At 47.2% G+C, this 15,705-nt stretch carries 30 protein-coding genes and 1 pseudogene; all 31 read right to left on the bottom strand.

From position 1 onward, the window contains the following. Nucleotides 1–565: 565 nt before the first annotated feature. Complete coding sequence (gene rplQ, locus Q4491_RS21140; protein WP_303460699.1) at nt 566–952, bottom strand: 50S ribosomal protein L17; 387 nt, start codon at nt 950–952, stop codon at nt 566–568. Between the two features lie 33 nt (nt 953–985). Next, on the bottom strand, nt 986–1,975 hold the full coding sequence (rpoA, locus tag Q4491_RS21135; RefSeq protein WP_027251963.1) for a DNA-directed RNA polymerase subunit alpha: 990 nt from the start codon (nt 1,973–1,975) through the stop codon (nt 986–988). 23 nt (nt 1,976–1,998) lie between these two features. After that, nucleotides 1,999–2,619 carry a 30S ribosomal protein S4 gene (gene rpsD / locus Q4491_RS21130; RefSeq protein WP_027251962.1) on the bottom strand — a complete coding sequence of 207 codons (621 nt, stop codon included), beginning with the start codon at nt 2,617–2,619 and terminating at the stop codon, nt 1,999–2,001. 32 nt (nt 2,620–2,651) lie between these two features. Then, the gene (gene rpsK / locus Q4491_RS21125; protein WP_027251961.1) at nt 2,652–3,041 is read right to left on the bottom strand and encodes a 30S ribosomal protein S11; all 390 of its coding nucleotides are present in this window, start codon (nt 3,039–3,041) and stop codon (nt 2,652–2,654) included. A gap of 19 nt (nt 3,042–3,060) precedes the next feature. Next, nucleotides 3,061–3,417: a 30S ribosomal protein S13 gene (gene rpsM / locus Q4491_RS21120; protein WP_192017804.1), complete on the bottom strand. Its 357-nt coding sequence runs from the start codon at nt 3,415–3,417 to the stop codon at nt 3,061–3,063. A 144-nt stretch (nt 3,418–3,561) separates the two neighbouring features. Next, the gene (rpmJ, locus tag Q4491_RS21115) at nt 3,562–3,675 is read right to left on the bottom strand and encodes a 50S ribosomal protein L36 (protein WP_000868186.1); all 114 of its coding nucleotides are present in this window, start codon (nt 3,673–3,675) and stop codon (nt 3,562–3,564) included. Nucleotides 3,676–3,704: 29 nt separating this feature from the next. After that, nucleotides 3,705–5,036, bottom strand: a complete 1,332-nt coding sequence (gene secY, locus Q4491_RS21110) for a preprotein translocase subunit SecY (protein WP_027251959.1) — start codon at nt 5,034–5,036, stop codon at nt 3,705–3,707. Nucleotides 5,037–5,058: 22 nt separating this feature from the next. Then, nucleotides 5,059–5,493 carry a 50S ribosomal protein L15 gene (gene rplO / locus Q4491_RS21105; protein WP_027251958.1) on the bottom strand — a complete coding sequence of 145 codons (435 nt, stop codon included), beginning with the start codon at nt 5,491–5,493 and terminating at the stop codon, nt 5,059–5,061. Between the two features lie 5 nt (nt 5,494–5,498). Further along, on the bottom strand, nt 5,499–5,678 hold the full coding sequence (gene rpmD / locus Q4491_RS21100) for a 50S ribosomal protein L30 (RefSeq protein WP_027251957.1): 180 nt from the start codon (nt 5,676–5,678) through the stop codon (nt 5,499–5,501). A gap of 5 nt (nt 5,679–5,683) precedes the next feature. After that, nucleotides 5,684–6,181, bottom strand: a complete 498-nt coding sequence (gene rpsE / locus Q4491_RS21095) for a 30S ribosomal protein S5 (protein ID WP_192017803.1) — start codon at nt 6,179–6,181, stop codon at nt 5,684–5,686. Nucleotides 6,182–6,193: 12 nt separating this feature from the next. Continuing rightward, complete coding sequence (gene rplR, locus Q4491_RS21090; protein ID WP_027251955.1) at nt 6,194–6,547, bottom strand: 50S ribosomal protein L18; 354 nt, start codon at nt 6,545–6,547, stop codon at nt 6,194–6,196. 9 nt (nt 6,548–6,556) lie between these two features. Beyond that, a complete protein-coding gene (gene rplF, locus Q4491_RS21085; RefSeq protein ID WP_192017802.1) occupies nt 6,557–7,090 on the bottom strand; it encodes a 50S ribosomal protein L6 in 534 nt (177 codons plus the stop codon). Between the two features lie 13 nt (nt 7,091–7,103). Continuing rightward, nucleotides 7,104–7,496 (bottom strand): 30S ribosomal protein S8, encoded by a 393-nt coding sequence (gene rpsH / locus Q4491_RS21080; RefSeq protein ID WP_027251953.1) that lies wholly within the window; start codon nt 7,494–7,496, stop codon nt 7,104–7,106. A 35-nt stretch (nt 7,497–7,531) separates the two neighbouring features. Beyond that, entirely contained in the window at nt 7,532–7,837 is a 306-nt protein-coding gene (gene rpsN, locus Q4491_RS21075) for a 30S ribosomal protein S14 (RefSeq protein WP_027251952.1), read from the bottom strand. A 16-nt stretch (nt 7,838–7,853) separates the two neighbouring features. After that, nucleotides 7,854–8,393 (bottom strand): 50S ribosomal protein L5, encoded by a 540-nt coding sequence (gene rplE / locus Q4491_RS21070; RefSeq protein ID WP_027251951.1) that lies wholly within the window; start codon nt 8,391–8,393, stop codon nt 7,854–7,856. 15 nt (nt 8,394–8,408) lie between these two features. Further along, nucleotides 8,409–8,723: a 50S ribosomal protein L24 gene (rplX, locus tag Q4491_RS21065; RefSeq protein WP_027251950.1), complete on the bottom strand. Its 315-nt coding sequence runs from the start codon at nt 8,721–8,723 to the stop codon at nt 8,409–8,411. 12 nt (nt 8,724–8,735) lie between these two features. Further along, a complete protein-coding gene (gene rplN / locus Q4491_RS21060) occupies nt 8,736–9,107 on the bottom strand; it encodes a 50S ribosomal protein L14 (RefSeq protein ID WP_027251949.1) in 372 nt (123 codons plus the stop codon). A 164-nt stretch (nt 9,108–9,271) separates the two neighbouring features. Further along, on the bottom strand, nt 9,272–9,526 hold the full coding sequence (gene rpsQ, locus Q4491_RS21055) for a 30S ribosomal protein S17 (protein WP_027251948.1): 255 nt from the start codon (nt 9,524–9,526) through the stop codon (nt 9,272–9,274). Continuing rightward, a complete protein-coding gene (gene rpmC, locus Q4491_RS21050; RefSeq protein ID WP_027251947.1) occupies nt 9,526–9,717 on the bottom strand; it encodes a 50S ribosomal protein L29 in 192 nt (63 codons plus the stop codon). The genes rpsQ and rpmC overlap by 1 nt, the downstream gene beginning before the upstream one ends. Continuing rightward, entirely contained in the window at nt 9,717–10,127 is a 411-nt protein-coding gene (gene rplP, locus Q4491_RS21045; protein WP_027251946.1) for a 50S ribosomal protein L16, read from the bottom strand. Before rplP ends, rpmC begins: the two co-directional genes overlap by 1 nt. A gap of 11 nt (nt 10,128–10,138) precedes the next feature. Beyond that, nucleotides 10,139–10,831 (bottom strand): 30S ribosomal protein S3, encoded by a 693-nt coding sequence (gene rpsC / locus Q4491_RS21040; RefSeq protein WP_027251945.1) that lies wholly within the window; start codon nt 10,829–10,831, stop codon nt 10,139–10,141. 19 nt (nt 10,832–10,850) lie between these two features. Further along, entirely contained in the window at nt 10,851–11,183 is a 333-nt protein-coding gene (rplV, locus tag Q4491_RS21035) for a 50S ribosomal protein L22 (RefSeq protein WP_027251944.1), read from the bottom strand. Nucleotides 11,184–11,197: 14 nt separating this feature from the next. Beyond that, nucleotides 11,198–11,476, bottom strand: coding sequence for a 30S ribosomal protein S19 (gene rpsS / locus Q4491_RS21030; RefSeq protein WP_007469141.1), 279 nt, complete (start codon nt 11,474–11,476; stop codon nt 11,198–11,200). A 20-nt stretch (nt 11,477–11,496) separates the two neighbouring features. After that, the gene (rplB, locus tag Q4491_RS21025; RefSeq protein WP_027251943.1) at nt 11,497–12,321 is read right to left on the bottom strand and encodes a 50S ribosomal protein L2; all 825 of its coding nucleotides are present in this window, start codon (nt 12,319–12,321) and stop codon (nt 11,497–11,499) included. 18 nt (nt 12,322–12,339) lie between these two features. Next, on the bottom strand, nt 12,340–12,642 hold the full coding sequence (gene rplW, locus Q4491_RS21020; protein WP_027251942.1) for a 50S ribosomal protein L23: 303 nt from the start codon (nt 12,640–12,642) through the stop codon (nt 12,340–12,342). After that, complete coding sequence (gene rplD / locus Q4491_RS21015; RefSeq protein ID WP_027251941.1) at nt 12,639–13,241, bottom strand: 50S ribosomal protein L4; 603 nt, start codon at nt 13,239–13,241, stop codon at nt 12,639–12,641. The genes rplW and rplD overlap by 4 nt, the downstream gene beginning before the upstream one ends. Before the next feature lie 16 nt (nt 13,242–13,257). Further along, on the bottom strand, nt 13,258–13,887 hold the full coding sequence (gene rplC, locus Q4491_RS21010) for a 50S ribosomal protein L3 (RefSeq protein ID WP_303460661.1): 630 nt from the start codon (nt 13,885–13,887) through the stop codon (nt 13,258–13,260). Between the two features lie 14 nt (nt 13,888–13,901). Further along, on the bottom strand, nt 13,902–14,213 hold the full coding sequence (gene rpsJ / locus Q4491_RS21005) for a 30S ribosomal protein S10 (protein ID WP_005501283.1): 312 nt from the start codon (nt 14,211–14,213) through the stop codon (nt 13,902–13,904). A 354-nt stretch (nt 14,214–14,567) separates the two neighbouring features. Continuing rightward, nucleotides 14,568–15,044: a bacterioferritin gene (gene bfr / locus Q4491_RS21000; RefSeq protein WP_120513896.1), complete on the bottom strand. Its 477-nt coding sequence runs from the start codon at nt 15,042–15,044 to the stop codon at nt 14,568–14,570. A gap of 82 nt (nt 15,045–15,126) precedes the next feature. Next, a complete protein-coding gene (locus Q4491_RS20995; protein ID WP_192017801.1) occupies nt 15,127–15,360 on the bottom strand; it encodes a (2Fe-2S)-binding protein in 234 nt (77 codons plus the stop codon). 263 nt (nt 15,361–15,623) lie between these two features. Further along, nucleotides 15,624–15,705: pseudogene (locus Q4491_RS20990) on the bottom strand (elongation factor Tu); the annotation flags it as partial.

Raw genomic sequence — 15,705 nt, 5'->3', positions numbered from 1 at the left:
TGATAAATCTTTTATGACTGTATCATTGTCGAGTGCCCACACAGATTGCATGGTCAAATTGTTAAAGAGCTTGTTTCTAAGTAAGTCTTTGTGACTTAGCTCTCGAAACGGGCGGCCATTCTAACCAATCGAAGTGAAGTGTCAAACACTTTTTTCAATTTGTTTTTTCTGACCGCTTACACTGCCTAGCACTTAAGTTTGCTGCTCTGCCGTGTCAGTGAGGCGGCATTATAGAGAGTCAGAATCACATGACAAGTAAAAAAACAGAAAAAGACACCAAGCGAACACTTTTCACTCACAGAAAAGAAAAACGAACAACAATCAAGCAAAGCCACCCTCAATCATCGGGGCTGATAGGCTCCTAATGAGAATAAAAACAAAAAAAGTATAGTGGGAGAAGAAAGTTGTGGGGGAAGATAAAGAAGAACAACAAGAGTATTGACTAAAACAACAGTGGTTAAATCCATAACCACCCAGTCCTGATTGTGGTGCCTGATAATTAGTAAAACATCACTATAAAAAAAGCCGGGCAATGCCCGGCTTTCTTACGTTTTTAAACTATTGCTTATTCAGCAGCAGCTTCTTCCTGAGCTTCAGGACGGTCTACCAGCTCAATGTAAGCCATAGGGGCTTTATCACCAGTACGGAAACCGCATTTCATAATGCGAGTGTAACCGCCTGGACGCTGAGCAAAACGTGGACCTAATTCGTTAAACAGTTTAGCAACGACTTCGTTATCACGAGTACGTGCAAATGCCAGACGACGGTTAGCTACACTGTCAGTCTTAGCTAGGGTAATCAAAGGCTCAATTACGCGACGCAGCTCTTTTGCCTTAGGCAAGGTAGTCTTGATAAGCTCGTGACGTACCAGAGAGCTAGCCATGTTGCTGAACATCGCTTTGCGATGACTGCTGTTGCGGTTGAGTTGACGACCACTCTTACGATGGCGCATGACCTAATCCTTCTAACTAGATATCAGTAACTATTAATCTTCAGCGATAGATGCTGGCGGCCAGTTTTCCAGGCGCATACCCAGAGACAGACCACGTGAAGCCAGCACGTCTTTGATTTCAGTCAAAGACTTCTTACCCAGGTTTGGCGTTTTCAGTAGCTCAACCTCAGTACGCTGAACAAGATCACCGATGTAGTGGATCGCTTCTGCTTTCAAACAGTTAGCAGAGCGAACAGTTAGTTCAAGATCGTCTACAGGACGCAGTAGGATCGGATCGAACTCCGGCTTCTCTTCTTTCTCTTCAGGAACTCGTACATCACGCAGATCTACGAATGCGTCAAGTTGTTCTGCCAGAATAGTAGCAGCACGACGAATCGCTTCCTCAGGATCAAGAGTACCATTGGTCTCCATATCGATAACTAGCTTATCAAGGTCAGTGCGCTGTTCAACACGCGCAGCCTCGACTGAGTAAGCGATACGATCAACTGGGCTGAAAGTTGCATCAACTAACAAACGACCAATTGGACGCTCGTCTTCATCACTGTGAATACGAGCAGATGCTGGTACATAGCCGCGACCACGTTCTACCTTGATGCGCATGCTGATATCAGCATTATCATCAGTCAAATGGCAGATCACGTGCTCTGGGTTCGCAATCTCAACATCACCATCATGGGTGATGTCACCTGCAACAACAGGGCCTGCACCAGATTTACTGAGGCTCAAGATGACTTCGTCTTTCCCTTCAACCTTAACGGCCAGGCCTTTCAGGTTCAGTAGGATTTCAAGAACGTCCTCTTGGACTCCCTCTTTGGTGCTGTACTCGTGTAACACACCGTCGATTTCTACTTCAGTCACTGCGCAACCTGGCATAGATGACAGAAGAATACGACGTAGAGCATTGCCTAGAGTGTGGCCAAAACCGCGCTCCAGAGGCTCAAGAGTTACTTTTGCATGCGTCGTATTAACTTGTTCAATATCAACAAGACGCGGCTTAAGAAATTCTGTTACAGAACCCTGCATTGTGTCCTCTCTTAACTATAGCCTTACTTAGAGTAAAGCTCGACGATCAGGTGTTCGTTGATGTCGGCAGACAAATCAGAACGCTCTGGAAGACGCTTAAAGGTACCTTCCATTTTGTTGCTGTCTACTTCGACCCAAGTCGGCAGTTCACGCTGAGTAGCAACTTCAAGAGCTGCTTTGATGCGTGCTTGGTTTTTAGCTTTCTCACGAATGCTAACAACGTCGTTTGCAGCCACCTGGAAAGATGGGATGTTAACGACTTGACCATTAACCAGGATCGCTTTGTGGCTTACCAGCTGACGTGATTCAGCGCGAGTTGCACCAAAGCCCATGCGGTAAACAACATTATCCAGACGACCTTCCAGAAGTTGCAGCAGGTTTTCACCTGTGTTGCCTTTCAGGCGAGCAGCTTCTTTGTAGTAGTTACGGAATTGCTTTTCCAGTACGCCATAAGTACGACGAACTTTCTGCTTCTCGCGAAGCTGAACGCCATAGTCAGACAGGCGGCCACGACGGGCACCGTGCTGGCCCGGCGCGTTATCAATTTTACACTTGGTATCAATCGCGCGAACACCAGACTTAAGGAATAAGTCAGTGCCTTCACGACGGCTAAGCTTCAGCTTAGGACCCAAATATCTTGCCATGTTCTTTCTCCAATATTCCTAGAAACGAAACGTTATACGCGACGTTTCTTAGGTGGACGACAACCGTTATGAGGGATCGGAGTCGCATCAACAATGTTAGTGATACGGAAACCCGCTGCATTCAGAGCACGGATTGTTGACTCACGACCAGGACCTGGGCCCTTAACCATAACTTCCAGGTTCTTAACGCCATATTCTTTGGCCATTTCACCACAACGCTCAGCAGCAACCTGTGCAGCAAACGGTGTAGATTTACGAGAACCACGGAAACCTGAACCACCGGCAGTTGCCCAAGCCAGAGCATTACCTTGACGGTCAGTAATGGTAACGATTGTGTTGTTGAAAGAAGCGTGGATGTGCGCTACGCCATCAGCAACTTGCTTGCGTACGCGCTTACGAGCGCGAGTTGGTTGTTTTGCCATTGTACTCTACCTTATCCGATTATTTTTTGATCGGCTTGCGCGGACCCTTACGGGTACGAGCGTTGGTTTTAGTACGCTGTCCACGTAGAGGTAGACTGCGACGATGACGAAGACCACGGTAACAACCAAGATCCATTAGGCGCTTGATGTTCATGGAAACTTCACGACGTAGATCACCTTCTACAGTGTACTTAGCTACACCATCACGCAGTTGATCGATCTGCTCTTCAGTTAGTTCACTGATCTTAACATTTTCAGCAATACCCACATCAGCCAGAATAGCTTTTGAACGAGTTTTACCGACGCCATAAATCGCAGTCAGTGCGATTACAGCATGCTTTTGATCAGGAATGTTAATGCCTGCAATACGGGCCACTATTCACTCCTAGTACTTATCAAGAATAACCGCTGCAAAGCCCGTTTAGGATACGCAGCGGTGTCACAATTCTTTTGCACACACAAAAGATGGTTGGCTAATTTAGCCAACCTACCTTCAATTTGCAAGAAATATTTCTGCTGGTTAGCCTTGGCGTTGCTTATGCTTTGGCTCACTGCAAATTACACGCACAACACCGTTGCGCTTGATAACTTTACAGTTACGGCAGATTTTCTTAACGGAAGCACGAACTTTCATTGCTAAACTCCGTAAATGGATAACCAAGCTTAACGGCCGTAGCCTTTAAGATTAGCCTTTTTCAAAACCGACTCATACTGTTGAGACATCAGGTGTGTCTGAACTTGAGCCATGAAGTCCATAATAACCACAACTACAATCAGTAGTGACGTACCGCCAAAGTAGAAGCGAACGTTCCAAGCAATCATCATGAACTCGGGGATCAGACAGATAAAGGTAATGTATAACGCACCAGCCAAAGTCAGGCGTGTCATCACTTTATCAATGTACTTCGCAGTCTGCTCGCCCGGACGAATACCAGGTATGAACGCACCGGATTTCTTCAGGTTATCTGCTGTTTCACGCGGGTTGAACACCAACGCTGTATAGAAGAAACAGAAGAAGATAATCGCAGCGGCATACAGCATAACGTACAGTGGTTGACCTGGGCTAAGTGCCAGAGACACGTCAGTCAGGAAACCAAAAGTACCTTCTCCATTTCCACCGAACCACTGAGCCAGTGTACCAGGGAAAAGAATGATACTGGATGCAAAAATTGCTGGAATCACACCTGCCATATTAATCTTCAATGGCAGATGAGTGCTCTGACCTGCATAGACCCGACGGCCTTGCTGGCGTTTGGCGTAGTTAACGACGATACGACGCTGACCACGTTCCATGAACACTACAAAATAGATTACAGCAAAAGAAATTACTGCAATTAACAGTAGAAGAAGTACGTGCAATTCACCTTGACGCGCTTGTTCTACGGTCTGTCCAATAGCTGGTGGCAATCCTGCAACGATACCTGTGAATATAATCAGAGATATACCGTTACCAATGCCACGTTCTGTAATCTGCTCACCTAACCACATTAAGAACATGGTACCAGTGACCAAACTTACGACCGCAACAAAGTAGAAACCAAGGCCTGGATTATGCACCAGGCCAGGGATCATACTTGGTAACCCCGTCGCAATACCAATTGCTTGGAAGGTTGCCAACACAAGCGTGCCATAGCGAGTATACTGGCTGATCTTACGGCGACCAGACTCACCTTCTTTCTTCAACTCGGCTAAAGCCGGATGAACAACCGTTAGCAACTGAACAATAATCGAGGCCGAAATATACGGCATAATGCCCAGTGCTAAAATGGATGCACGCTCAAGTGCACCACCAGAGAACATATTAAACAGTTCAATGATGGTACCCTTTTGCTGTTCGAACAGATCGGCTAGTACAGCAGCGTCAATACCAGGAATAGGCACAAAAGAGCCAGCTCGGAAAATTAAGATAGCCCCTATTACAAATAGCAGACGAGTCTTAAGCTCTGCTAGGCCACCTTTTGCGCTACTAAAATCTTGTCCTGGTTGTTTAGCCATCTGTACCTCATCCTCGAGTTAATTATTCCTCGATTTTACCGCCTGCAGCTTCGATTGCAGCTTTAGCGCCTTTAGTTACGCGTAAGCCTTTCACTGTTACAGCGCGGTTGATCTCACCAGACAGAACAACTTTTACAGTTTCCATGTTCTTGGTGATCACGTTTGCAGCTTTCAGTGTTTCCAGACTTACTACGTCACCTTCAACTTTCGCCAGTTCTGACAGGCGAACTTCAGCTGTTACCAGGCTCTTGCGAGAAGTAAAACCGAATTTTGGTAGACGCTGTTTCAAAGGCATTTGACCGCCTTCGAAACCTGGGCGAACAGAACCACCAGAACGTGATTTCTGACCTTTGTGACCACGGCCACAAGTTTTACCCAGGCCTGAACCGATACCACGGCCTACGCGCTTCGCAGAAGGCTTAGAACCCGCAGCCGGAGATAGAGTATTCAAACGCATTCTGATTACTCCTCTACTTTAACCATGTAATGAACCTGATTGATCATGCCGCGAACGCAAGCAGTATCTTCCAGCTCAACAGTGTGGTTGATGCGACGTAGGCCCAAGCCACGCAGCGTAGCTTTATGCTTCGGCAAACGACCGATAGAGCTACGAGTCTGAGTTACTTTGATAGTTTTAGCCATGTCGATTACTCCAGAATTTCTTTAACAGAAAGACCACGCTTAGCAGCGATCATTTCTGGAGAGTTCATACCACTCAAACCATCAATAGTCGCACGAACGATATTGATTGGGTTTGTAGAACCGTATGCTTTAGCCAGTACGTTATGCACGCCAGCGACTTCCAGCACTGCACGCATTGCACCACCGGCGATGATACCAGTACCTTCTGATGCAGGTTGCATGTACACCTTAGAACCGGTGTGGCGACCTTTAACAGCGTGGTGCAGAGTACCTTCGTTCAGGGCAACTGTAACCATGTTACGACGTGCTTTTTCCATTGCTTTCTGGATTGCAGCTGGCACTTCACGTGCTTTACCGTAACCGAAACCAACGCGACCATTACCATCACCAACAACAGTCAGTGCGGTAAAGCTGAAAATACGACCACCTTTAACCGTCTTAGATACACGGTTAACAGCGATCAGCTTTTCATTCAGATCTGATTGAGTTTTTTCGTTAGCCATCTTCCGCCTACCTTAGAATTTCAGACCAGCTTCACGGGCAGCTTCTGCCAGTGCAGCCACGCGGCCGTGGTATTGGAAACCGGAACGATCGAATGCAACGTTAGAGATGCCTTTTTCAATCGCGCGCTCAGCGATGATTTTACCCACAACTGCAGCAGCGTCTTTGTTACCGGTGCTCTTCACTTGCTCACGGATCGCTTTTTCTACGGTAGAAGCGGCAGCGATAACCTCGGAGCCATTTGGTGCGATTACCTGAGCGTACACATGGCGTGGAGTACGGTGTACTACCAAGCGAGTTGCACCCAGTTCAGCAATCTTACGACGTGCTCTGGTCGCACGACGGATACGAGATGCTTTCTTATCCATAGTGTTACCTTACTTCTTCTTAGCTTCTTTAATACGCACGACTTCGTCGGCGTAACGAACACCTTTACCTTTGTAAGGCTCAGGGCTACGGTAAGCGCGAATGTCTGCAGCGACTTGACCAATCAACTGCTTATCAGTACCAGTCAGTACGATTTCAGTTTGAGTTGGACACTCAGCTTTAATACCTGCAGGCAGTTCATGCTCAACTGGGTGTGAGAAGCCCAGAGTCAGGCCAACAGCGTTGCCTTTGATGGCAGCACGATAACCTACACCCTTAAGGATCAGCTTCTTAGTAAAGCCTTCAGTAACACCAACAACCATGTTGTTAACCAGTGCACGAGCTGTACCAGCCTGTGCCCAAGCATCGTTGAAGCCGTCGCGAGGACCGAACTTAATGGTGTTTTCTTCCTGGGTTAGTTCAACTGCTTCGTTAATTACACGAACCAGTTCACCCTTACCACCTTTTACAGTGATTTCCTGACCGTTGAGTTTAACTTCTACGCCGGCAGGAACAACTACAGGTGCTTTTGCAACACGTGACATTTTCCTACTCCTATTAAGCTACGTAGCAGATAATCTCACCACCAAGACCTGCTTTACGAGCAGCACGGTCAGTCATCAGACCCTTGGAAGTGGACACAACGGCAATACCCAGGCCACCCATCACAGTCGGCAGCGCATCTTTTTTCTTGTAGATACGCAGGCCAGGACGTGAAACGCGCTGGATTTGCTCAATTACAGCTTTAGTCTCGAAGTACTTCAGAGTAACTTCGAGTTCAGGCTTAACTTCGCCAGAAACGGCGTAGTCAGCCACAAAACCTTCTTCTTTCAGCAAAGCTGCGATGGCAACTTTCAACTTAGAAGATGGCATTTTAACAGCAACTTTCTTCGCTGCCTGACCGTTACGAATGCGGGTCAGCATATCCGAAATCGGATCTTGCATGCTCATAAGTCAATACTCCGTGATTCTTAATTGGTAATAAATTACCAGCTAGCCTTACGCAGACCCGGAATCTCGCCTTTCATGCAAGCTTCACGAACCTTGATACGGGACAGACCAAACTTACGCAGGTACCCGTGTGGGCGTCCAGTCTGGTTACAGCGATTACGCTGACGAGATGGACTTGAATCACGTGGTAGAGACTGAAGCTTGAGCACTGCATCCCAGCGTTCTTCTTCAGACGCATTCACGTCGCTAATTAGAGCTTTAAGCGCGGCACGCTTTTCAGCGTACTTTGCTACCAGCTTGGCACGTTTTACTTCACGTGCCTTCATAGATTCTTTAGCCATTAGTAACCCTTACTTTTTACTTACGGAATGGGAAGTTAAAAGCAGACAGCAGAGCACGAGCTTCTTCGTCAGAGTTCGCAGTGGTTGTGATTGTGATGTCTAAACCACGTACACGATCCACTTTGTCGAAATCGATCTCTGGGAAGATAATCTGCTCACGAACGCCCATGCTATAGTTACCACGACCGTCAAATGATTTCGGGTTTAAACCACGGAAATCACGGATACGCGGTACAGCAATAGAGATCAGACGTTCGAAAAAGTCCCACATACGTTCGCCACGCAGGGTTACTTTACAGCCGATCGGGTAGCCCTCACGGATCTTAAAGCCAGCAACAGACTTACGAGCTTTGGTAACCAGCGGCTTTTGACCTGTAATTGCGGCCATATCAGCAGCTGCGTTTTCCAACAGCTTCTTGTCGTTCAAGGCTTCACCGACACCCATGTTCAGGGTGATCTTTTCGATCCTTGGGACTTGCATGATGCTCTTGTACTCGAACTTGTCAGCAAGTTCTTTTACAACAGACTCTTTGTAGTAATCATGCAGTTTCGCCATAGTACTACTCCAAAATTACTTGATAGTTTCGCCATTAGATTTGAAGAAACGAACTTTTTTGCCGTCTTCAAATCGGAAGCCTACACGGTCAGCTTTACCAGTTGCCGCGTTGAAGATTGCAACGTTAGAAGCATCAAGAGCTGCTTCTTGTTCAACGATGCCACCCTGGATACCCATAGCCGGTACAGGCTTCTGGTGTTTTTTAACCAGGTTGATACCTTCAACAACAATTTTACCAGTTGCCAGGACCTTAGATACTTTACCTTTCTTACCTTTATCTTTACCAGTAAGAACGATAACTTCGTCGTTACGACGGATTTTAGCTGCCATTTTCGTCACTCCTTACAGTACTTCTGGCGCTAGTGAAACAATTTTCATGAATTTCGCAGAGCGAAGTTCACGAGTCACTGGGCCAAAGATACGAGTACCGATTGGTTGCTCTGTATTGTTGTTCAGCAATACGCAAGCATTACGGTCGAAGCGAATGACAGAGCCGTCTGGACGACGAACGCCTTTACGGGTGCGCACAACCACCGCTTTCAGTACATCACCTTTTTTCACTTTACCGCGAGGAATTGCTTCCTTGACAGTAACTTTGATGATGTCACCGATATGTGCATAGCGACGGTGAGAACCACCCAGAACCTTAATACACATTACGCTACGAGCGCCGGAGTTATCGGCTGCATCTAGCATACTTTGCATTTGGATCATGTTAGTGCTCCGCTTATCAAAAACATCTAGACCCATCTCGGGTCGAATTCGCCTTTATTACAAGGGCGGCGAATAATAACACCATTTTTTGAGAATGGGTAGATAAAAAATAAACGGCCCCATTTTTTCAGGGGCCGCTCAGTTATGTAGTTGCTAAAGCTCGCTTAAACGCGCGCTTTTTCAACAACGCGTACCAAAGTCCAAGATTTTTTCTTAGACAGTGGACGACACTCACTGATCTCAACTGTGTCGCCAATGCCACACTCGTTGTTCTCATCGTGAGCGTGCAGTTTAGTCGTACGCTTGATGAACTTACCATAGATTGGGTGCTTCACGAAACGCTCGATAGCAACCACGATAGACTTGTCCATCTTGTCGCTAACAACACGACCCTGCTGAGTACGAATTTTCTCGCTCATTATGCGCCAGCCTTCTCATTCAGAACGGTTTTAACACGTGCGATATCGCGACGTACTGCTTTCAGAGTGTGAGTCTGTTGCAGTTGGCCAGTCGCAGCCTGCATGCGCAGGTTGAACTGCTCACGCAGCAGGTTCACAAGCTCAGCATTCAGTTCTTCAACGCTTTTTGCGCGCAGATCTTGTGCATTCATCACATCACCGCCTTAGTTACGAAAGTGGTTTTTACAGGAAGCTTACGCGCGGCCAGTTTAAAGGCTTCACGAGCAAGATCTTCTGAAACACCATCCATTTCATAAAGAACTTTACCTGGTTGGATTTGGGCTACCCAGTACTCAACGTTACCTTTACCCTTACCCTGACGAACTTCCAACGGCTTGCTTGTAATAGGCTTGTCCGGGAAGATACGAATCCAGATTTGGCCCTGACGTTTGATATGACGAGTCATAGCACGACGAGCAGCCTCGATCTGACGAGCAGTAATACGGCCACGGCCAACTGCTTTCAGACCGAAAGTACCGAAGCTTACATCAGTACCGTTCGCCAGACCGCGGTTACGACCCTTATGAGTCTTGCGGAATTTAGTGCGTTTAGGTTGCAGCATCAATAAACTCCTTATTTACGGCCTTTGCGTTGCTTCTTAGGCTTGTTATCAGCCTTAGGCTCTTCAACTGGCATACCACCCAGAACTTCGCCTTTGAAGATCCAAGTTTTGATACCAATTACACCGTATTGGGTGTGAGCGGAAGAAGTCGCATAATCAATGTCAGCACGCAGAGTGTGCAAAGGCACACGGCCTTCACGGTACCACTCGGTACGTGCAATTTCAGCGCCGCCCAGACGGCCACTTACTTCAACTTTGATGCCTTTAGCGCCCAGACGCATAGCATTCTGTACCGCACGCTTCATAGCGCGACGGAACATAACACGGCGCTCAAGCTGAGAAGCGATGCTGTCACCAACAAGCTGTGCATCCAGCTCTGGCTTACGTACTTCGGCGATGTTGATCTGAGCTGGAACACCAGCGATCTTAGCAACGCGAGCGCGCAGTTTCTCAACATCTTCGCCTTTCTTACCGATAACAACGCCTGGACGAGCAGTGTGAATGGTTACACGAATACTCTTAGCAGGACGCTCGATAACGATACGAGACAGAGACGCTTTTGCTAATTCCTTGGTCAGGAATTGACGTACCTTGAAGTCGCCGTCTAGGTTGTCAGCGAATTCGTTGCTGTTAGCATACCAAGTGGTATTCCAAGGCTTAACGATGCCAAGACGAATACCATTAGGATGTACTTTTTGACCCATTGCTTTGTCTCCTACTCTCTTAGCGATCCGCTACAACAACAGTGATGTGGCTAGAACGCTTCAAGATGCGATCGGCACGGCCTTTAGCACGAGGCATAATACGCTTCATGGTTGGGCCTTCATCAACGAAGATTTTCGCAACATTCAAGTCATCGATGTCTGCGCCTTCGTTGTGCTCAGCATTAGCGATAGCGGATTCCAGAACCTTCTTAACCAGGTCAGCAGCTTTTTTGTTGCTGAAAGTCAGAATTTCCAGAGCTTGTGCAACCGTTTTACCGCGCACTTGATCCGCAACCAAACGAGCTTTCTGCGGTGAGATGCGAGCAAAGCGATGTTTAGCGATAGCTTCCATTACCTATACTCCTCTTAGCGCTTCTTAGCTTTCTTATCTGCAGCATGGCCGCGATAAGTACGTGTTGGTGCAAATTCGCCCAGCTTGTGACCGATCATTTCTTCAGAAACGAAAACGGGTACGTGCTGACGACCATTATGGACAGCGATGGTCAAACCGATCATCTGAGGGATGATCATTGAGCGACGGGACCAAGTCTTAACAGGCTTCTTGTCACCGCTTTCCACCGCTTTCTCTACCTTCTTCAGCAAGTGCAGGTCAATAAAAGGACCTTTCTTGAGAGAACGTGGCATGGCTTATCCTCTGATATAAATTACTTATTACGACGACGTACGATGTACTTGTCGGTACGTTTGTTCTTACGAGTTTTGTAACCCTTAGTCGGTACGCCCCATGGTGTCACTGGGTGACGACCACCAGAAGTACGACCTTCACCACCACCGTGTGGGTGGTCGATTGGGTTCATTACAACACCACGTACGGTTGGACGAACACCACGCCAACGTGAAGCACCGGCTTTACCCAGTTCACGCAGCATATGCTCACCGTTACCAACCTCACCCAGAGTCGCACGACCTTCGGCAAGAACTTTACGCATTTCGCCAGAACGCAGACGAATAGTTACGTATGCGCCAGCACGAGCTACGATTTGTGCGTAAGTACCAGCTGAACGAGCCAGCTGAGCACCTTTACCAGGCTTCAGTTCAACACAGTGTACGGTTGAACCTACTGGGATGTTGCGCATTGGCAGGGTGTTACCTACTTTGATCGCAGCATCTGAACCAGACTGGATAGTATCACCAGCTTGGATGCCTTTTGGTGCAATGATGTAACGACGCTCACCATCTGCGTAAAGAACCAGAGCGATGTTTGCGCTACGGTTTGGATCGTATTCCAGACGCTCAACTTTCGCTGGGATACCATCTTTATTACGCTTAAAGTCAATCAGACGGTAATGTTGTTTGTTACCACCACCGATGTGACGAACAGTAATACGACCGTTATTGTTACGACCACCAGTCTTAGAGTTTTTCTCTAGAAGTGGTGCATACGGCTTACCCTTATGCAGGTCAGAGTTAACCACTTTAACAACGTGGCGACGACCTGGGGAAGTCGGCTTACATTTTACAATAGCCATTCTTCTTTGCTCCTAGCCTTACTCTGCACTACCAGCGAAGTCGATGTCTTGACCTTCTTTCAGGATCACGTACGCTTTCTTCCAGTCACTACGACGGCCTTGGCGCATACCTTGACGCTTAGTTTTACCTTTAGCAATCAGAGTATTTACAGACTTAACTTCAACCTCGAACAGTTTTTCAACTGCCGCTTTGATCTCACGCTTCGTTGCGGTCATCGCTACTTTGAAAACGATAGTGTTACCGTTCTCAGCAGCCATGGTCGCTTTTTCAGAGATGTGCGGAGCACGCAGAACTTTTAGGATACGCTCTTCGGTGATCATGCCAGCATCTCCTCAACTTGCTTAACTGCCGCAGCAGTCATCACTACTTTGTCGAATGCGATCAAGCTAACTGGGTCGATTGCAGCGGCATCGCGAACGTCAACCTTGTACAGGTTGCGTGCTGCCAGGAACAGATTCTCATCCAGTTCACCGGTCACGATCAGAACATCGTTCAGTTCCAGCTCTTTCAGCTTTGCAGCCAACTCTTTAGTTTTTGGTGCTTCTACTGAGAAGTTATCAACAACGATCAGACGCTCTTGACGAACCAGCTCAGACAGGATGCACTTCATCGCACCGCGGTACATTTTCTTGTTAACTTTCTGGCTGTGGTCCTGTGGACGAGCTGCGAAAGTTACACCACCTGTACGCCACAGTGGGCTACGGATTGTACCCGCACGGGCACGACCAGTACCCTTTTGACGCCATGGCTTAGCACCGCCACCAGATACGTCAGAACGGGTCTTTTGTGCACGAGTACCTTGACGGGCACCTGCTGCATACGCAACAACTACTTGGTGCACCAGCGCTTCGTTAAACTCACGCCCAAAAGTAGTTTCGGAGACAGCTAGCGCATCAGCGCCTTTGACTACCAATTCCATTACTAACTCCTCGACGTTACGCTTTAACAGCTGGTTTTACGATCACGTTGCCGCCAGTTGCGCCTGGTACTGCACCTTTGATCAGAAGCAGGTTGCGCTCAGCGTCAACACGTACGATCTCTAGGTTTTGAGTCGTTACACGCTCAGCACCCATGTGACCAGCCATTTTCTTGCCTTTAAATACGCGACCTGGAGTCTGACATTGACCGATAGAACCAGGAGCACGGTGAGACAAGGAGTTACCGTGGCTCATATCTTGAGTACGGAAGTTCCAACGCTTAACAGCGCCTTGGAAACCTTTACCCTTAGAATTGCCAGTAACGTCTACTTTCTTAATTTCGTTGAACAGTTCTACGTTCAGCTCAGCGCCTACTGCGAACTCTTCACCATTGTCCAGGCGGAATTCCCACAAACCGCGGCCAGCTTCAACACCTGCTTTCGCAAAGTGACCAGCTTCAGCTTTGTTTACGCGGCTTGCTTTCTTAGCACCAGCGGTAACCTGGATAGCGTTATAACCATCAGTGTCTACAGATTTAACCTGAGTAACACGGTTATTTTCTACTTCAACCACAGTAACTGGGATAGAAGCGCCATCTTCGGTAAAGATGCGGGTCATGCCCACTTTACGACCGATTAGACCAATCATTCTCTTATCTCCCCTTAACCTAGGCTGATCTGTACATCAACGCCAGCAGCTAGATCCAGACGCATCAGAGCATCAACAGTTTTGTCTGTTGGCTCAACGATGTCGATAAGGCGCTTGTGGGTACGGATTTCGTACTGATCACGGGCGTCCTTATTCACGTGTGGAGAAATAAGAACAGTGAAACGCTCTTTACGAGTAGGCAGTGGGATTGGACCACGAACCTGCGCGCCAGTACGCTTAGCTGTTTCAACGATCTCCGCAGTAGACTGATCGATCAAACGGTGATCGAAAGCCTTCAAGCGGATACGAATACGTTGGTTCTGCATGAGACAGAGCTCCAATTCAAAAAAATTTACACAAACAATATCGCCACTCAAACTCGTTAAGACGAGAGAATGTCGATTGATTTATGTGAACGTAGCACCCCTTTTGGGCGCATTGTCAGCCAATTTAATGACTGCGAACATAAGTCAGAGTATACATTACCGAATCAGAGAACTGATTCCTTCCTCAACGCTTATTGGTTCACAACCGTCTTCTCGAGACAGTGCCGGGCATTATACCGATCACAAAATGAAAGGCAAGAGATGATGGGAAATTAAGCGGAAAAATGAAAAAGCCTTCATCCGTTGTGTACTGTGAGTCGATGAAGGCGATAAGCGCTTGATGAAATAGGCTGGCTAGTCGTCGTCTACAATCTGGGCCTGATTGTAGTTGTTGATACCCATGCGCTCAATCAAACCAAGCTGAGTTTCCAGCCAGTCGACATGCTCTTCTTCGTCTTCCAGAATGTCCTGGAATAGATCCCGGGAGACATAATCCCGTACTTCTTCAGCGTACTGAATTGCGTCCCGTAAATCCGGAATGGCATCCATTTCCAGAGAGAGATCACACTCGAGCATTTCTTTGGTATCTTCGCCAATACGCAGCTTACCCAAATCCTGGAGATTCGGAATCCCCTCCAGAAACAGGATACGTTCAATCAAATGATCAGCATGATTCATTTCATCGATAGATTCGTGGTATTCCTTGTCGGCAAGATGCTTGAGGCCCCAATCCTTGTACATACGGGCATGGAGGAAATACTGGTTGATTGCCACCAGTTCATTGCCCAGGATTTTATTGAGATGTTGAATGATTTTCGGATCGGCTTTCATTAGCTAACACTCCTCTCTCGGTTCCTTTAAGCTTAGAACCGATCTGAAGAGTGTCAAAAAAGAGACGTTGTTAAACTGAAGATTAGCTCGCTTTTTTGAGCGTAACCTCAGTAATGTCAATCACTGTAATATCCTGAGCAGTATCCCGCTCCAGAACCACATGTTGAATGATACCTTTTGCCTGACGAATACACTTACCGCATTGAGAACCGAGAGGGGTGATCGCTTTGATCCCACGGATATCTGATATACCTTCCTCTTCTACCAATTTCACAATCTTTTTGTCAGAAATTCCATGACACAGGCAAACGTACATAACAACTCTCTACAACTGATCTGACTCAAATATAAACGAGAACCGTTAGCATTACCACTTCTGTTCCGTCACTTTGCTAGATGAATTAGTTATCAATAATGAACAAAATTGCGCCTACAGAATATGTAGAAAAGATAAGCAGTTAGCTGTGGGATTTTGCCAAGGGAATCAGAATCTGAGGGAAAAAGAGCTGTTGCAGAGTCTTAAATATACAAAAAGGGAGCCTGAGCTCCCTTTTTTCGTGTTGATTAAATCTATGCTAATTAAGCAACGATCTTAGCAACAACACCAGCACCAACGGTACGGCCACCTTCACGGATTGCGAAGCGCAGACCTTCGTCCATT

Source organism: Photobacterium sp. 2_MG-2023, assembly GCF_030547675.1.
GTDB classification, from domain to species: domain Bacteria; phylum Pseudomonadota; class Gammaproteobacteria; order Enterobacterales; family Vibrionaceae; genus Photobacterium; species Photobacterium arenosum.
Note: the sequence above shows the minus strand (reverse complement) of the source record. Positions and strands in the feature narration are given on the sequence as shown.

What these genes read in the sequence shown, in the direction of transcription:
- rplQ (WP_303460699.1), bottom strand. Translation starts at nt 952, where the DNA reads ATGCGCCATCGTAAGAGTGGTCGTCAACTCAACCGCAACAGCAGTCAT.
- rpoA (WP_027251963.1), bottom strand. Translation starts at nt 1,975, where the DNA reads ATGCAGGGTTCTGTAACAGAATTTCTTAAGCCGCGTCTTGTTGATATT.
- rpsD (WP_027251962.1), bottom strand. Translation starts at nt 2,619, where the DNA reads ATGGCAAGATATTTGGGTCCTAAGCTGAAGCTTAGCCGTCGTGAAGGC.
- rpsK (WP_027251961.1), bottom strand. Translation starts at nt 3,041, where the DNA reads ATGGCAAAACAACCAACTCGCGCTCGTAAGCGCGTACGCAAGCAAGTT.
- rpmJ (WP_000868186.1), bottom strand. Translation starts at nt 3,675, where the DNA reads ATGAAAGTTCGTGCTTCCGTTAAGAAAATCTGCCGTAACTGTAAAGTT.
- secY (WP_027251959.1), bottom strand. Translation starts at nt 5,036, where the DNA reads ATGGCTAAACAACCAGGACAAGATTTTAGTAGCGCAAAAGGTGGCCTA.
- rplO (WP_027251958.1), bottom strand. Translation starts at nt 5,493, where the DNA reads ATGCGTTTGAATACTCTATCTCCGGCTGCGGGTTCTAAGCCTTCTGCG.
- rpmD (WP_027251957.1), bottom strand. Translation starts at nt 5,678, where the DNA reads ATGGCTAAAACTATCAAAGTAACTCAGACTCGTAGCTCTATCGGTCGT.
- rpsE (WP_192017803.1), bottom strand. Translation starts at nt 6,181, where the DNA reads ATGGCTAACGAAAAAACTCAATCAGATCTGAATGAAAAGCTGATCGCT.
- rplR (WP_027251955.1), bottom strand. Translation starts at nt 6,547, where the DNA reads ATGGATAAGAAAGCATCTCGTATCCGTCGTGCGACCAGAGCACGTCGT.
- rplF (WP_192017802.1), bottom strand. Translation starts at nt 7,090, where the DNA reads ATGTCACGTGTTGCAAAAGCACCTGTAGTTGTTCCTGCCGGCGTAGAA.
- rpsH (WP_027251953.1), bottom strand. Translation starts at nt 7,496, where the DNA reads ATGAGCATGCAAGATCCGATTTCGGATATGCTGACCCGCATTCGTAAC.
- rpsN (WP_027251952.1), bottom strand. Translation starts at nt 7,837, where the DNA reads ATGGCTAAAGAATCTATGAAGGCACGTGAAGTAAAACGTGCCAAGCTG.
- rplE (WP_027251951.1), bottom strand. Translation starts at nt 8,393, where the DNA reads ATGGCGAAACTGCATGATTACTACAAAGAGTCTGTTGTAAAAGAACTT.
- rplX (WP_027251950.1), bottom strand. Translation starts at nt 8,723, where the DNA reads ATGGCAGCTAAAATCCGTCGTAACGACGAAGTTATCGTTCTTACTGGT.
- rplN (WP_027251949.1), bottom strand. Translation starts at nt 9,107, where the DNA reads ATGATCCAAATGCAAAGTATGCTAGATGCAGCCGATAACTCCGGCGCT.
- rpsQ (WP_027251948.1), bottom strand. Translation starts at nt 9,526, where the DNA reads ATGAGCGAGAAAATTCGTACTCAGCAGGGTCGTGTTGTTAGCGACAAG.
- rpmC (WP_027251947.1), bottom strand. Translation starts at nt 9,717, where the DNA reads ATGAATGCACAAGATCTGCGCGCAAAAAGCGTTGAAGAACTGAATGCT.
- rplP (WP_027251946.1), bottom strand. Translation starts at nt 10,127, where the DNA reads ATGCTGCAACCTAAACGCACTAAATTCCGCAAGACTCATAAGGGTCGT.
- rpsC (WP_027251945.1), bottom strand. Translation starts at nt 10,831, where the DNA reads ATGGGTCAAAAAGTACATCCTAATGGTATTCGTCTTGGCATCGTTAAG.
- rplV (WP_027251944.1), bottom strand. Translation starts at nt 11,183, where the DNA reads ATGGAAGCTATCGCTAAACATCGCTTTGCTCGCATCTCACCGCAGAAA.
- rpsS (WP_007469141.1), bottom strand. Translation starts at nt 11,476, where the DNA reads ATGCCACGTTCTCTCAAGAAAGGTCCTTTTATTGACCTGCACTTGCTG.
- rplB (WP_027251943.1), bottom strand. Translation starts at nt 12,321, where the DNA reads ATGGCTATTGTAAAATGTAAGCCGACTTCCCCAGGTCGTCGCCACGTT.
- rplW (WP_027251942.1), bottom strand. Translation starts at nt 12,642, where the DNA reads ATGATCACCGAAGAGCGTATCCTAAAAGTTCTGCGTGCTCCGCACATC.
- rplD (WP_027251941.1), bottom strand. Translation starts at nt 13,241, where the DNA reads ATGGAATTGGTAGTCAAAGGCGCTGATGCGCTAGCTGTCTCCGAAACT.
- rplC (WP_303460661.1), bottom strand. Translation starts at nt 13,887, where the DNA reads ATGATTGGTCTAATCGGTCGTAAAGTGGGCATGACCCGCATCTTTACC.
- rpsJ (WP_005501283.1), bottom strand. Translation starts at nt 14,213, where the DNA reads ATGCAGAACCAACGTATTCGTATCCGCTTGAAGGCTTTCGATCACCGT.
- bfr (WP_120513896.1), bottom strand. Translation starts at nt 15,044, where the DNA reads ATGAAAGCCGATCCGAAAATCATTCAACATCTCAATAAAATCCTGGGC.
- Q4491_RS20995 (WP_192017801.1), bottom strand. Translation starts at nt 15,360, where the DNA reads ATGTACGTTTGCCTGTGTCATGGAATTTCTGACAAAAAGATTGTGAAA.